5 protein-coding genes are annotated in these 15,595 nt (G+C 65.1%); 4 read left to right on the forward strand and 1 reads right to left on the reverse strand.

The features are described from left to right. From AAGA68_14905 to AAGA68_14920, 4 genes are all read left to right on the forward strand, one after another. Positions 1 to 6,616: cadherin domain-containing protein (locus tag AAGA68_14905; GenBank protein MEM9386345.1), on the forward strand; the 6,616-nt coding region annotated here is incomplete at its 5' end. A gap of 202 nt (positions 6,617 to 6,818) precedes the next feature. Continuing rightward, entirely contained in the window at positions 6,819 to 8,582 is a 1,764-nt protein-coding gene (locus AAGA68_14910; protein MEM9386346.1) for an ATP-binding cassette domain-containing protein, read from the forward strand. Next, complete coding sequence (locus AAGA68_14915) at positions 8,579 to 10,762, forward strand: ABC transporter transmembrane domain-containing protein (protein ID MEM9386347.1); 2,184 nt, start codon at positions 8,579 to 8,581, stop codon at positions 10,760 to 10,762. Before AAGA68_14910 ends, AAGA68_14915 begins: the two co-directional genes overlap by 4 nt. A 3-nt stretch (positions 10,763 to 10,765) precedes the next feature. Next, the gene (locus AAGA68_14920) at positions 10,766 to 12,133 is read left to right on the forward strand and encodes an HlyD family type I secretion periplasmic adaptor subunit (GenBank protein MEM9386348.1); all 1,368 of its coding nucleotides are present in this window, start codon (positions 10,766 to 10,768) and stop codon (positions 12,131 to 12,133) included. A gap of 5 nt (positions 12,134 to 12,138) precedes the next feature. On the opposite strand, the gene AAGA68_14925 is transcribed toward AAGA68_14920, so the two are convergent. Next, a complete protein-coding gene (locus AAGA68_14925) occupies positions 12,139 to 15,453 on the reverse strand; it encodes a hypothetical protein (protein ID MEM9386349.1) in 3,315 nt (1,104 codons plus the stop codon). Positions 15,454 to 15,595 lie beyond the last annotated feature (142 nt).

Genomic DNA, 15,595 nt, shown 5'->3' on the forward strand with positions numbered 1-15,595 from the left:
CGACGATGACGAGTTCGACGTCTCTGCCGTCAGCGATTCGGATGCGAGCGCCAACACGATCGCCGAGAACGCCTCGGCCGGCGACACGGTGGGCGTCACTGCCTTCGCCAGTGACGAAGACGGATCCACCAACGACGTCGAGTACTCCTTGAGCACCAATCCCAACGACGCGTTCGCCATCGACCCGGAGACGGGTGTGGTCACGGTGGCCGATCCGAACGGGCTCGACTTCGAAACGGCCCAGTCGATGCAGATTGAGGTGCTCGCCACCTCCGAGGATGGCTCCACCTCGTCCCAGACCTTCGACATCGCTATCACCGACCACAACGAGTTCGATATCTCCGCCCTGAGCGATGTGTGGGGCTCGAGTCGCACGGTCAGCGAGGAGGCCACCGACGACAAGAGTGTCTTCCGCGTACGCGCAGAAGACTATGACGGCACCAACAACGAGGTAACGTACGAGCTGACGGAAAACCCCGGCAATGCCTTCCGCATCTCCAGCAACGGCACCGTTCAGGTCAACGACGCCAATGCGATCGATTTCGAGGTCACGCCAGAGATCCAGATCGAGATCACGGCGACGTCGGAGGACGGTTCGAGCACCTCGCAGCAGTATACGGTCACCGTCAATGACGTGAATGAATTCAACGTCTCACCCGTGACCGACACGGATGCGACGGCGAACAGCATTAGCGAGAACGTCTCCGCCGGTGACACGGTGGGCGTCACCGCCTTTGCCAGCGACGATGATGGCAGCAACAACGAGGTCACCTACGCGCTCACGGACAACCCTAACGACGCCTTTGCCATCGATGCCGAGTCCGGGGTCGTCACGGTCGCCGACCCAAGCGCGATCGACTTCGAGACGGACGACAGCATGCGCATCGAGGTCACCGCCACCTCCGATGACGGCTCCACATCGTCCCAGCGCTTCACCATCGAGATCAACGATTTCGATGAGTTCGACGTCACGGCGATCAGCGACTCGGACGGCGATGCCAACACGGTGAGGGAAAACGCCGTCGACGGCGTCTACGTGGGCCTGACCGCCTCCGCCAGCGATGACGACGGCACCAACAGTGATGTCACCTTCTCCCTGAGCGACGACGCCAACGGCACCTTTGCCATCGACGCGGAAACGGGCGAGGTGACCGTCGCCGACGCGAGCCAGCTCGACTTCGAGAGCGCCCAGTCGATGCGCATCGAGGTGACCGCGACCTCCGAGGACGGCTCGGTCAGTACGCAGGACTACGACATCGCCATCGGCGATCACAACGAGTTCCACGTCACCATGCCGAGCGACACGGACGCCACGGCGAACAGCGTCGCCGAAGATGCGTCGGCGGGCGACGTGGTTGGCGTCACCGTGTTCGCCGAAGACGCGGACGGCAGCACCAACGAGGTGAGCTACGAGCTGGTCTCCAACCCGAACGATGCCTTCGCCATCGACGCGGAAACGGGCGTGGTCACCGTCGCCGACCCGAACGGCCTCAACTTCGAGTCATCGCGCTCCATGCGCATCGAGGTACGCGCCACCTCCGAGGATGGGTCGAGCACCACGGAGAGCTTTGACATCGCCATCACGGACGTCGACGAGTTCGACGTCACCGCTGTGAGCGACAGCGACGGCGCCGCCAACACCGTGTCCGAGCACGCTATCGAAGGCACCCGCGTGGGCGTGACCGCCGTCGCCGACGACGCCGATGGCTCGAACAGCGACGTCACCTACACGCTGACCGCCAACCCCGGGGGCGCCTTCGCTATCGGGGCCTCGAGCGGCGTGGTCACGGTGGCCGACTCGAACGCGCTGGACTTCGAGAGCAGCGACAGCATGCAGATCGAGGTGACGGCCACCTCGCAGGACGGCTCCTCGTCGGTCCAGACCTTCGACATCGCGATCAGCGACCACAACGAGTTCCACGTCTCGCGCATCACCGACGACGACGCTGGCGCCAACGCGGTGAGCACCACCGCAAGCGCCGGTGATACGGTGGCCGTGACGGCCCAGGCCGACGACACCGACGGCACCAACAGCGAGGTGACCTACACGCTGAGCGACGACGCCGGCGGCGCTTTCACCATCGACAGTTCGAGCGGCGTCGTCACCATCGCGGACCCCGGCGCCCTCTCCCACGGCACCGCGCAGATCGAAGTCACCGCTACGTCGCAAGACGGCTCGAGCACCACGCAGCTATTCGACATCGACGTGGTCGATCCGTCGCACGGCGGTGGCGCGGGTGGCGGTGGCGGGGGTGCCGTAGACGATCACGACGTCTCCGCGATCAGCGATACGGACGCGGACGGCAACATCGTGTCCGAGCACGCCGGGGAAGGTGTGACCGTAGGCATCGCGGCCTTCGCCGACGACGCTGACTCGGCCGACTCCGTCAGCTACTCCCTGAGCAGCAACCCCGGGGATGCCTTCGCCATCGACGCCACCACGGGCGTGGTGTCCGTGGCCGACTCGAGCGCGATCGACTACGAGACCGCCTCGACCATGCAGATCGAGGTCACCGCCACCTCGACGGACGGCTCCACCGCCACCCAGACCTTCGACATCACGATCGCCGACCACGACGAGTTCGCGGTCAAGCCGGTGAGCGACGCGGACACGGATGCCAACACCGTATCGGAGCAGGCGTCCGTGGGCGACACGGTGGGCATCACCGCCTTCGCCTCGGACGACGACGGCTCCAACAACGGCGTGACCTACTCCCTTTCCGACGACGCTGACGGCGCCTTCACGATCGATCCCGACTCCGGCGTCGTGACCGTGGCCGACGCAAGCGCCATCGACTACGAGTCCGACGCCTCGATGCGCATCGAGGTCACGGCCACGTCCGACGACGGCAGCAGCACGACCCAGAGCTTCTCCGTGGCGGTCACCGACCACGACGAGTTTGATGTCGGTCCGATCACCGATTCGGACGCGAGCAACCCGACCATCCTGGAGAACGCGCCGACCGGCCAGCGCGTGGGCGTTACCGCCTCCGCGAGCGACGCGGACGGGTCGACCAACGAGATCACCTACTCCCTCTCCGAAAACCCCGGTAGCGCCTTCGCCATCGACCCCAGCAGCGGCGTCGTGACCGTGGCCGATTCGAACGCGCTCGACTACGAGGCGGGCGAGACGGTGCAGATCGAGGTCACGGCGACCTCTGCGGATGGGTCCTCGAGCACCCAGACCGTCGACATCACCCTGGGCGATCACGATGAGTTCCACATCAGTGGTCTGAGCGACACGAACGCTAGCGCCAACCTAGTGAGCGAGAACGCGCAAGCAGGCGATCAGGTCGGCTTGACGGTGTTCGCCGTCGACGAGGACGGTACCAACAGCGACGTTAGCTACGAGCTCCTCAGTGACGGCGGTGGCGCCTTCGCCATCGACGCGGATAGCGGCGTGGTCACCGTCGCCGACCCCAGCGCTCTCGACTTCGAGAGCCGCGACACGATGCGCATCGAAGTGCAGGCGACGTCGGAGGATGGCACCACCAGTAGCCGGACCTTCCGTATCTCGATCGACGACCACGATGAGTTCGACGTATCGGCGGTGATCGACAGCGACAGCGCCGCCAACCTCGTGGGCGAAAACGCCGAGGACGGCGCCTACGTCGGCGTTGCCGCCTTCGCCTCCGACGGCGATGGCACGAGCAGCGATGTGACCTACTCGCTCACGGAGAATCCTAGCGACGCCTTCGCCATCGATCCTCTCACCGGTGCGGTCACTCTCGCCGACAGCAGCGCCATCGACCACGAGAGTGCCTCGAGCATGCAGATCGAGGTGACCGCCACCTCCGCCGACGGCTCCAGCTCCGCGCAAACCTTCGACATCGAAATCGGCGATCACGACGAGTTCAACATCAGCAGCATCTCCGACATCGACGCCGACGCGAACGCAGTCAGCGAGAGTGCCGGGGTGGGCGTCTCCGTGGGCATCCAGGGCTTCGCCAGCGATGCCGATGGCACGGACAACGTGACCTACACGCTGACTCACAACCAGAACAACGCCTTCGCCATCGATCCGGACACGGGTGAGGTCACCGTTGCCGACCCGTCGGGCCTTGATTTCGAGGATGACGCTAGCATGCGGATCGCCATCCGGGCGGAGTCCGATGACGGCTCGCGCAGCTCGCGCTGGTACACGGTCAATCTGACCGACGAGAACGAGTTTGCGGTCACGCCGATCAGCGACACGGACGCGGCGACCAATAGCATCGCCGAGGACGTGAGCGCTGGCGATAGCGTGGGTGTGACGGCCTTTGCCAGCGATGACGACGGCAGCAACAACGAAGTTACCTACTCGCTGACGCAAAACCCGAACGACGCCTTCGCCATCGACGCGGATACGGGCGAGGTCACGGTGGCCGACCCCGCCGCAATCGACGCGGAAACCGCGGCGTCCATGCAGATCGAGGTCACGGCCACCTCCGAAGATGGCTCCACCTCCGCCCAGACCTACGACATCAACGTGGTCGACGTGGACGAGTTCGACGCCAGCGCCGTCAGCGACACGGACACCGCCGCTAACCAGGTGTTCGACACCGCTAGCAGCGGCGACTCGGTCGGGGTCACCGCGAGTAGCACCGATGGAGACCTGGACGACGGCATCACCTACGCGCTCAGCGACGATCACAACGGCGCCTTTGTGATCGACGAGAACACAGGCGAGATCAGCGTGGGCGATGAGCACGCGTTGGCGGCCCTCGGCGGTGAAAGCGTGGACCTCGAGGTCACGGCCTCCTCTACCGACGGCAGCAATTCAGTGCAGACCTTCGGCGTCGACGTTGAGTGGGACAGCTCTGCCCCCGTGCTGACCACCACTGCGGCGGGCATCTCCGACCACTCCCTAGCGATGTCCGCGACCGTGGTGAATGGGGATGGTGTGGGATCTCTCGAAGGCGGTCTCGTTACGGTCTCTGCCATCGCGGCCGACGGCAGCGCCGGTACGGTCAACGCGTTCAGTGGCGGCGTAGGCGTCGACGGCGGTCGCCACAGCACGCAGATCGACCAGGCTGAGCAGATAGTCCTCGACTTCGAGGGCTACGCCTCGGACATCACACTCACCACCACCCGCCAGTACGAAGGCGAAGGCGCTGCGGGCGAGGAAGGGGAGTGGATCGCCCTGGATGCGGATGGCAACGAGGTCGCGCGCGGCAGCCTTCTCGTGGCCGACGGCACCAATGTAGGTGTCAACGAGTACGAGTACACGATCGATCCGGGGCAAGATATCGCCCAGCTGGTGATCCAACCTTCCCAGGCCGATGACTACTCCGACTTCGCCATCAAGCAGCTCGACTTCCGCCACTACGCGTTCGATGAGGTAGGCGAAGGTATCGCCTACGCGTTTGACGTTGGCGGAAGCGCCGAGGCCGGCAGCTCGATCGGCCAGGTCAGCGCCTTCGACGTGGACGGCGACTCGCTTACCTATGAAATCATCTCGGGTAACGATGACGGGCACTTCCGCATCGACGCCGCCACCGGGGAGCTGTTCCTCGTCGATGACGCTTCGACGGTGCGCGATGGTGATCCGCGCGAAGGCCAAGCGACGCTGGCAGTGCGGGTCTCCGACGGTCGCGGCGGCGAGGACACGGCCCAGGTCGATCTCACGCTCGAGGCAGACATCGCCTCACCCTACACGACGCCGGATGTGGCCACCATCGGCACCGAGGCGTCGGCCAGCGTAAGCGGCACCTACACCGGCAGTGATGCGGCAGAGCATCTCACGGCAGGCGGTGGCAGCGATGACATTAGCGCCGGCGGCGGCAACGACCGCGTCTCGGGCGACACGGGCAGCGATACGCTGCGCGGCGAGGCTGGCGATGACTACCTAGAGGGCCAGCAGCAAAACGATACGCTCCACGGCGGCAGCGGCGACGACGTTCTCATGGGCGGGGAGGGCGCCGACCAGCTTTACGGCGACGCTGGCGACGACCTCCTCGTGGGCGATACGGAGAGCGATCAACTCTACGGCGGCGATGGCGATGACATCCTCGAAGGCGGCGCCGGCCACGATACGGCAGAAGGTGGCGAGGGCTCGGACGTGTACGTGTTCGGTGCCAACGATGGCAGCGACAGTTTCAGCGGTGGCGAGGGCGATAACGACATCGTGCACCTGGAGATCACGCCGGACGCCAGCGACCAGCCCTTCACGGTCACGGTCGACGGCGAGGAGGTTACCTACTCCTTGAGCGACGGCGTCATCGAGCTCGGCCAGGACACGGCCGGCACCGTGACCTTCGAGAACGGTGCGCAGCTCAACTTCGACGGCGTCAACCGGATCCAGTTCGGCAGCGCAGAGACGGCCGCGGACGAGATCTTCACTGGGGCAGCGGGCGATAACACGGTCAGCGGCGGCGATGGCGATGACCTCTACCAGTTCTTCGCAATGGACACGGGCGTGAACAGCTTTGACGGCGGTACCGGTTGGGACTCGGTAGAGTTGGAGGTCCCCGTCGGCACCGATGACACCCCGTGGACCATCGAGGTAGACGGCGACACGCTCGACTACGACCTGGACGCCGGCACGCTCGACCTGGACGCCGACTCGAGCGGCACCATCACCTACGACGATGGCAGTCAGCTGGAGTTCGAACGCCTCGACAACATCTTCTGGTAGGGATCGCCCAGACTGCATCGGGCGCCGCGTTCCGCGAGCGGAGCGCCTTTCCCAATATGTGATCTGGCGCACGCGCCAGGTTTCTCCCGAGCAATTTGACTCAAGTCGCGCTGATTCGCGCCGTCTATTGGCACAAGCCATAAGGTGCGGTCTGAGCCGCATGCCTTGGCGTGGGCATATTACGGGGACGGCCTCCAAGAACATGGGCAACGCGACCACCGCGAGCAGTCTCTCACTGACCGCCACGGCCACCAGAGCCTGGCGGCGCACTGACGTGCTCGCCGCCTCCGTATGCCTCAATCTGCTCGCCCTGGCGATGCCTCTGGTGGTGCTCCAACTCTACGACCGCATTATCCCCCAGCAGGCGGTAGAAACCCTGGCGCTGTTGACGTCGGCCCTGATCGTGATCACGGCGATCGAGACCGGCTTGCGTATCGCTAGATCTAAACTGCTAAATCTACAAGGTGCTCGCTACGAGCACGACGCGATGATGCAAGCTATCGACCGCCTGCTCGGCATGGAGCTCGTGGCCTTTGAAGCTCACGCCAAGGGCAGCTATCTCGATCAGTTCGACGCGATCAGCCAGACCCGCGATTTCTACCACGGCAATACCATGCTCACGATGGTGGACATGCCCTTCGGGTTGCTCTTCCTTGGGCTGATCTGGACCTTTGCCGGGTCGCTGGTGCTGATCCCCGTGGCCATCGTCACGATCTTCACCCTGGTGTCCATCATCGCAGGGCGACGACTGCAGGCCGCCATCACTGAACAGGACACGCAGCTCGAACGCCGCCGCAACTTCCTTATCGAGGTGCTGCAGAGCATCCACACGGTGAAGGCAAGCACCATGGAGAAGCAGATCCAGCGTCGCTACGAGCGCCTGCAGGGCTCCGCGGCGCAGGCGGTGTACACGCTGACTACCACCAACAGCATGGTGACGGGCATCGGCGCCACCTTCTCCCAGGCTGTCATGGTGCTATTCGTCTCCGTCGGCAGCGTCTCGGCGATCAATGGCGAGATCAGCGTTGGCGCCCTTGCCGCCAGCACGATGCTCGCCGGGCGCGTGTTGCAACCGGCCCTTGGCGCCATGAGCTTCTGGACCCAGCGCCAGAGCATCGAGCTGGCGCGTGAGAAGCTGGAGAAATTCATGGCCCTGCCCATGGAAGGCTTGTACGGCAAGCAGCCGCTGAAGATGCGCGGTGGCGTGACCCTGCGGGACGTGAGCTTCAAGCACCCCTGGATGGATGGGGATCTGATCGACGGCGTCAACCTCGAGGTGGCACCAGGGGAGGCGATCGCCATCTCCGGCGAGAGCGGCTCCGGAAAGAGCACGCTCCTCGACCTCATGATGGGGTTCACCCATCGAGACGGCGGCGAGATCCTCTTCGACGGGCAAAACCTCGATGCGCTAGAGAAATCCAACCTGCGCAGCCAGATCGGCCTAGTGCCTCAAAACGGCATCCTGTTCAACGGCACGCTGCTGGAGAACATGACGCTCTTTCGCGAAGGCGAAGCCATCAGCGAAGCGCTACAGCTCGCCCGCATGATCGGACTCGATGAGTTCATCACACGCCTCCCTGACGGCCTGGAAACCCAATACCACAGCGGCGCCCAGGGCACGCTGCCAGACGGCCTGCGCCAGCGCTTGGTCATGGTCCGAGCCCTGATCGGTCGACCTAAGTTGATCCTCTTCGATGACGCGGACTCAGGCCTTGACGCGGAGGCTCAGCTGCAGGCCGTGGAGATGCTGTTCCGCCTGCGCGATGAGGGCGCGACCCTGATCATTGTGTCCAACCGCTCCTACGTATTGATGCGCTGTGACCGCCAACTCACCCTCGCCAACGGCAAGCTGTACGAGAGTGATGGCTTTGGCGGGATGGTGCCGGCGGAGCTACTGGGCGGCGATCCCGCACCGGCGGGTGCCTCGCCTGACGATGCCGATGCCCTGGGGAGCGAGTCGGCATGAGCGCCAGCGCCAGCAACCTGCCCGTGGGCCAGCGGTCGGCCAAGGAGACTCCGCCGCCACGCGCGCCTTACAAGCCCCTAAGCGAGAAGATCGCCGATGCGATTCGCGCGGGCGACTACGAGCGCTTGGGTGAGCTCTCCCCGTACGCCGGCTGCCTGCTGCCACTGCTGCACGCCTTGGGCTGGGTGACCTGCGATCGCGACATCCTCGAGGCTCTGCCGCACTTCTCCGACACGGTGGATCTCGTCACCCTGCGCAACATGCTGGTCGAGCTCGGCTACCGCAGCGACCCCCTCGATATCGACACCCACACGGTGCCGCGCGACATGCTGCCCTGCCTGTTCTCTACCCACCGCGGGCACCTGTATGTGCTAAAGGAGCAGAGCGAGTTCGGGGTGCGCGCCTTCTGCTCGCAAAGGCGGACCGACGTGCTGCTCGACGCGCCTCTCAAGGGCACGGCATACCTGTTCACCGACACGCACGTGACCCACGCGGTGGTGCCGGAGCGCCCAGACGAGGACTGGTTCGGCATGCTCCTGCGCCGCTTCCAGGGACTGATCAAGCACTTGCTCGGCACCACCTTGCTACTGAACGTGATCGCCCTCGCCGTGCCCATCTACATCATGCTGGTCTACGACCGGCTGATCGGCACCCGCGACGTCACCGCCGTACCAGCCTTCATGCTGGGCATCACCTTCGTACTGGCAGTCGAATTCGGCTTGCGCTACCTGCGCGCCAAGATGCTGGGCATCACCGGCAGTCGCATCGACTACCTCATCGGCACGGAGACGGTCCGCCAGATTCTCTCCCTGCCGCCGATCATGACCGAGCGGTCTACTATTACCTCGCAGCTCTCGCGCCTACGTCAGTTCGATTCCGTGCGCGAGTTCTTCTCCGGTCCCACCGCCAACTTGGTGCTCGAATCCCCCTTCGTGCTCATCTTTGTGATCGTGATCGGTATCCTCGGCGGTTGGCTAGCCGCCATTCCCCTGCTCGCCGCCCTCGCCTTCGCCTTGGTGACTGGCGCCGCCCTACCGCGCGTGCGCGAACTCACGCGTCATGCCGGCGCCGCCAAGACCAATCGAGAGCAGTCGCTCATGGAGACACTCAACGGCCTGCGCGAGCTGAAGTCCCTCGGCGCTGAGGCGATTTGGCACGAGCGCTTTCGTGAAACCTCCGCCGATACGGCTATGGCTCACCTGCGCACAGCGGACGAGCAGGCCAGCCTGCAGGCGGTGACCACCGCTATGACCAAGCTTGCGGGCACGGTGGTAATCGCCGTTGGCGCCAGCCAGGTGATCGAGGGCACGATCACAGTGGGTGCGCTGATCGCCATCCTGGCGCTCCTGTGGCGCGTGCTCGGTCCCCTGCAAGCCCTGTGCATGACCTACGTGCGCTTCGAGCAGATTCTCATGGGCGTTCAGGGCATCAACCAACTGATGCGCTTGAACTCGGAGCGTCACCGCGGACGCTCCGTGATGATCAAGGAAGACTGCCAGGGGGCAATTCGCTTCGATCGGGTGAGCTTTCGCTACAGCCGCGAGGCGGATCCCGCTCTAATCGGCGTGAGTTTCACGATCGAGCCCGGGGAGTTCGTGATCCTGCGTGGACAGAACAGCAGCGGCAAGTCCACGATCCTCAAGCTCATCGGCGGCCTCTACGCCGTGCCCAGTGGCACCGTGAGCATCGACGGGGTAGATACACGCCAGTTCAATACCGATGAGCTACGCCGTCTGATCGCCTACATGCCACAGCACCCGCGCCTGTTCCACGGCACGCTTGCGCAAAACCTGCGCCTGAAGAACATACTCGCGACCGAGCAGGACCTGCGCGCCGCCTGTGAGGCCGCCGGCGTGCTTGACGATGTGCTGGCGCTGCCCGGCGGTCTGGAGGTGCGCATCGGCGACCACACCACGCGTGTCCTGCCCAACGGTCTGATTCGGGGCATGTGTCTTGCTCGCACGCTACTACGCCCCTCTCCGATCCTCCTCTTGGACGAACCCACCGCCGGGGTAGATCGGGTTCGCGATCGTCAGCTGACCGAACAGTTTCGAAAGCTCAAAGGCAAAATGACCGTGGTGATGGTTTCGAACCGCACCAGCCACGTTGCCTTGGCCGACAAGGTCATCGACCTGGCGAACGGCATGATCAGTTCCATCTCAAAGCCAGGCCAGAGCTAAGCGATGAGCACACCCGTCAACAGTCTCGTCACCCGTCAGGGTCGCCAGCATGCCGGCATGCCGCGCGCTCGCGCGCGCTACCTGGTGCAGGCACTCTCCCTGGAAGAGCGAGACAACACGAGCCTGATTAGCCAGGGTATTTTGCTCACCACCGTGCTGATGATCGGACTGATCGTTTGGTCCGCTTTCACGGAGGTGAACGAAATCGCGCGCACCTCCGGCGAGGTGGTGCCGGCGGGTCTAGTGCAGTCGATTCAACACCTTGAGGGCGGCATCGTGGCCGAGCTTCAAGTGAGCAACGGCGCGAGCGTGCAGGCCGGGGACGTGCTCCTGCAGATCGCCGACGCGGGCGCGCGCAGCGAGCTTGCCCAGCTGGCCACGCGACGGGCCTCTCTGGATCTTCGCCTACGCCGCCTCGACGCGCTCATGGCGGGCAAAGCGCCGAGCTTCGACGATCTCAAGCCCCCCTACACGGCGGAGATGATCGCGCTTCAGCGGGAGGTGTTCACTACCCAGCGCAGCAGCGGCCTTGCCCAGCTGCAGCTCATCCGTGCCGAACGCGGGCGCTTGCTCGAAGAACGCGCCGCGAGCGCCGCGCGCGTCGACGCCCTGATGCGCGAGGTTGCCCTCGTGCGCGGCGAGCAGGAGCGGCAAGAGCTCTTGTTAGCTCGCCAGCTGGTGGCGGCGGCGGACGTGACCAATGTGCGCCTGACCGCCTTGCGCACCCAAGGGGATCTGCATCAGGCCCAAGGCGAATGGGGATCCCTGCAGAGGCAGATCGAAGCGAGCGAGCAACGCGAGCGCGAGCTTCGCAGCCGACGTCGCGAGAGCTGGAATCTCGAGCGCGAAGAGGTCAAGGCGAACCTCGATGAGGTCCAGGCGCGCCTTGCTGCCCTGCAGGATCGCACGGAACGCCTAGATCTGCGGGCCACCGTGGACGGCGTGGTCCAAGCACTGGCCGTGAGTGGTCCTGGGGCAGTCATCCAACCCGGCCAAACGGTTCTGCAGATCGTCCCGGGCGAGGGTCGTATGCTGGTGCACGCGCGCGTGTCGCCCGACGACATCGGTCACCTAATGATCGGCCAATCCGTCGACGTGAAGGTGAGCAGTTTCGAGCCCCAACGCTACGGCACGCTGGTAGGTGAGCTAACACAGGTGTCACCTTCGACCCAGCTAAACGAGGAGCGACAGCCCTACTACGAAGCACACATCGAGCTGCAGCAGCTCTACCTAGGAGACGATCCGCAGCAGCACCAGTTGGTGCCGGGAATGCTGGTGCAGGCGGACATCATCACCGGGCGCAAGAGCATCCTCGACTACCTACTCAAGCCGGTCTATCGCGGCTTCAGCGGGGCCCTGAAGGAGCGCTGATCAGCCTACGGTCGCGTGCGACCGCGACCGCGCCCAGGTCGCGTGTTGTGCTGAGAGGAAATGCGTTCGCCGTCGGCCCGGCTCTGGGTCAGGGTCACACGACCGCGAGACGCCTGCTGCATAGCGCCCGACTGCAGATACCCCAAGGCCTCAGCCGATTCCAGCAGGTAGGCATCCCAGAAGGCGATACTGGCACTCTGCGCATAGCGAACGATGTCCTCATCGGGGTGCGCACGAGAGCCAGACATCGTGCCGCCTGTGGCGCCGCCAAAGTCATGGTAGGCACCGTCGATGAAAAGCAAATGCTTTTGATCGCTAGCAGCGTAGACAAAGGGATCGATTCGCCAGCTCACGCCGTCGCCGCCGCGGCCGGGGTCATTAGACCCCGTCATCACCATCATGGGCATCTGCAGGGTGTCCCAGGCCCGCTCGTCGAGCAGCGCTCCGCGCCCCTGCGGTGACATCAGCAGGGCGGCGTCCACTCGCTCATCGCCAAGGTTTACGGGGCGTTGCGTGCGCGCGTCGAGGATCTTGGTACCGGCCACCAGCTGCGCCGTGTGCGCTCCATAGGAGTGTCCGCCAACCCCGATCCGAGAGCGATCGATCATACCTCTCAAGCCCGGTGCGGCGTCCTCGATACGGTCGAGGGAGTCGAGCATGAGCTGCACATCCTCTGGGCGATCGCGCCATTCGCGGAACACCGAAGTGTCGCGCTTGGTCGTTCCCAAGGCCGCGGAGTCGCGGTGGTTCGCCTGCAACACCACGTAGCCATGGCTGACCCAGTGCTCCACAAGCGGCTGATAGTTCTCGTTCGAGGCCCACGCGCCGTGGGAGAACACGATCAGCGGCCGCGGCTGCCTCGCCGCGCGCGGGTAGGTCACCCGCACCTGCAGCTGCTTGTTGCGGCGGCGGTCATCGAGGTCGATGCGAGTGAGCACATCGATAGCGTAGGGACCACGGGAGAGCTTGTAGTAATCCGCGCCATTCCAAGACGTGGCAGCCGGTGGCGGAGTGTCGGCGCTCGATGGGTAGGACCGTGTGTCGGCGAGCGCGAGCGCCGTCGTCGCGGGGCCGCGCGCGCTCACGTGCTCCTGTCTCGCGCCCTCCCCTTCTAGCCGTTGCGCCTGAAGCCAAGCCAGGGCGTCGGCGTCACCCCCGATATAGGCATCGAGGAAAGCCATGACCGACTTCTCGATCTGCACATGGTGCTGCGGATTGCGCGGCCCGGCGGGATACCAGGGGGTCGAGTCCGTGAACGCGTGGTGCCCGCCTCCTGCAAGGTCTACCAGATACTTCTCATCGGACACTGCTGTCGTGTAGGCAGTGACGCGTACATCAGGATTGCGCTTGACGCCGTCGTACCAGAGAAAGTCGCGCTCGCCGGCCACCACCAACAGCGGCAGGTCAATGCCCGACCAGGAATCGGGCTGCAGCATGTCACTGCCCTTACCGTTGCCGGCGCGCGAGGGTTGGGCCAGCCCCAGGGGCACCTGGGGCCCGAGCAACATGATCGCATCCACACGATCATCCCGGCTCGAGAATCGCTGATTGCCGGGTAGCTTGGCCGTCAAGCCGCCCATGGCCGAGGCGATGGAGGATCCGGCACACTGCCCCGCCGCCACCAGGCGGTCTCCATCCATCCGTCCGCGCAGCAGATCGCTATCGATCGCGTCGGCAACCACCTGGTCTATCACGAAGTGCGTGTCGGCTGCCTTCTGCTGCGCGTTGTCCACCGTGTTCAGGCCGCGGAAGTTGTTCCTGGCCACTGCGGCGTCACTGCCCTGGTGGTTCATGAAGATTACGGCGTAACCATTCGAAGCTAACGAATTTCCTAGGTATTTGTAGGAATCGCGAGACTCGCCGAGCCCGTGGGAGAACACCACGACAGGCCACCCTTCGTCCAGGGGACTGGCACTAGGCGCGTACACGGTGACGGGAACCTCTCGCCGTCGCTCCCGATCGTAGAGCGTCAGCCGCTCCTGGCGTGCTGGCAGTACGCCGCTGGCCGGCACGTAGTCGCCGCCGGCGCCGCCTGCCACTCGAGAGGGCTCGTCGCTGCCGGGCCGGGTCGAGGCCTCCGCGATCCCATCGCTCTCACCTTGCACCTGCCCGTTGGCCAGCGCGGCCAGCGCCTCGCCGTCGCCGCGAAGGTGCGCATCCCAGAACCACAGCTCCGAGCGCAATACGTAGCTTTCGAGCCCTGCGTTGACCACCCCCGTAAAGCGGCTGCTGCTATTGCCGCCCTCATCGAACAAGCCGCCAAAGCGACCGTCCATACCGTTGACGTACACGAGGTACTTGTCCGGCGGCTGCGAGTAGCGGAAAGGTTCCGTGCGCCAACTCGCCGGGTTACCCGTGCGCCGCGACGGAAGCTCCGTACCCGTGATGACCATCATCGGCCGATCGATATCGCGCCAGCTGTTCTCGTCCATGAGGCTGCCGCGCCCCTGCGGCGCCAGCAGCAAGGCCGCATCGACTTGCGGGTTCGCGTAGCGCTCGCCCGAGGTCGGCGTCGCGCCCACCATCAGGGCCGCGCCGAGGGCGCCGATGAGGTGTCCGCTGGCGCCGACGGCGTCCAGATCTAGCTTCCCCTCCAGGCGCCGCTCGCGGCGACCGATATCCTGCAGATGATCCAGCACATAGGCGAGATCCTCGGGCCGCTCGCGCCAATTGGCGAGGGCATCTCGGTTGCCGTCAGAGAGTCGCCCGACGGAGGCATCATGCTGCAGCTCCGCCACCACGTAGCCCTGGCCGGCGAAAAAATCATGGTGCGGCTGGTAGGCCTGGTCGCTGCCGGCGAGGTAGGGAGAGAACAGGATAATTGGGAAGGGGCCGTCGCCGAGGGGAAAGGACAGCTTGAGCGACACGGCGTCGCGGCCGCGGCCTACCTCGACGGCGCTGCGCGCCGTGCCGTAGCGCGGCGCAGGCAAGGCCACCGGCTGCGCGGCCGTTGGATCGACGGTGCTCGCCGCAGCGCTGCGCGCCGGTGGGGCCGTCGCGCGTTGACCTCGCGCCCCGCCACCGCTGTGCGCGCCGCGGCCACGACCGGCGATCGCAGACATCTCCTCGTAGCTGATGGCGCCGTCGCCGTCGCCGTCAAGGTGCTCGAAGGCGGAGAGCAGGCGCTCGCGGCCGGCGAGTTCTCGGCGCGTCAGCTGGCCGTCGCCGTTGCTGTCGAGGCGATCGAAGATCATCTGCGGTGACACGCGGCCACCGGCACCACCCTGGGCGCACGCGCTCGATGCGCTGAGCGCACCCACGACCAACGTCGCGTACAGAGCGAGCGCCGTCAGTAGGGGCTTTCGGAGCGGATTCGCCATCTTCGGGGCTCTCCTCAGTACAAAAGGTGTTGGAAGGTATGGAGTAGAACGGCTCAGCGCGCAATTGGTGCACGGCTAGCGTCGCGCAGCCAATGGCATCGCATTGGCAAGCGATGCAACGCCGCGGACGCTGCCCCTGGGC

The organism is Pseudomonadota bacterium, from assembly GCA_039193195.1.
GTDB lineage: Bacteria > Pseudomonadota > Gammaproteobacteria > Steroidobacterales > JBCBZW01 > JBCBZW01.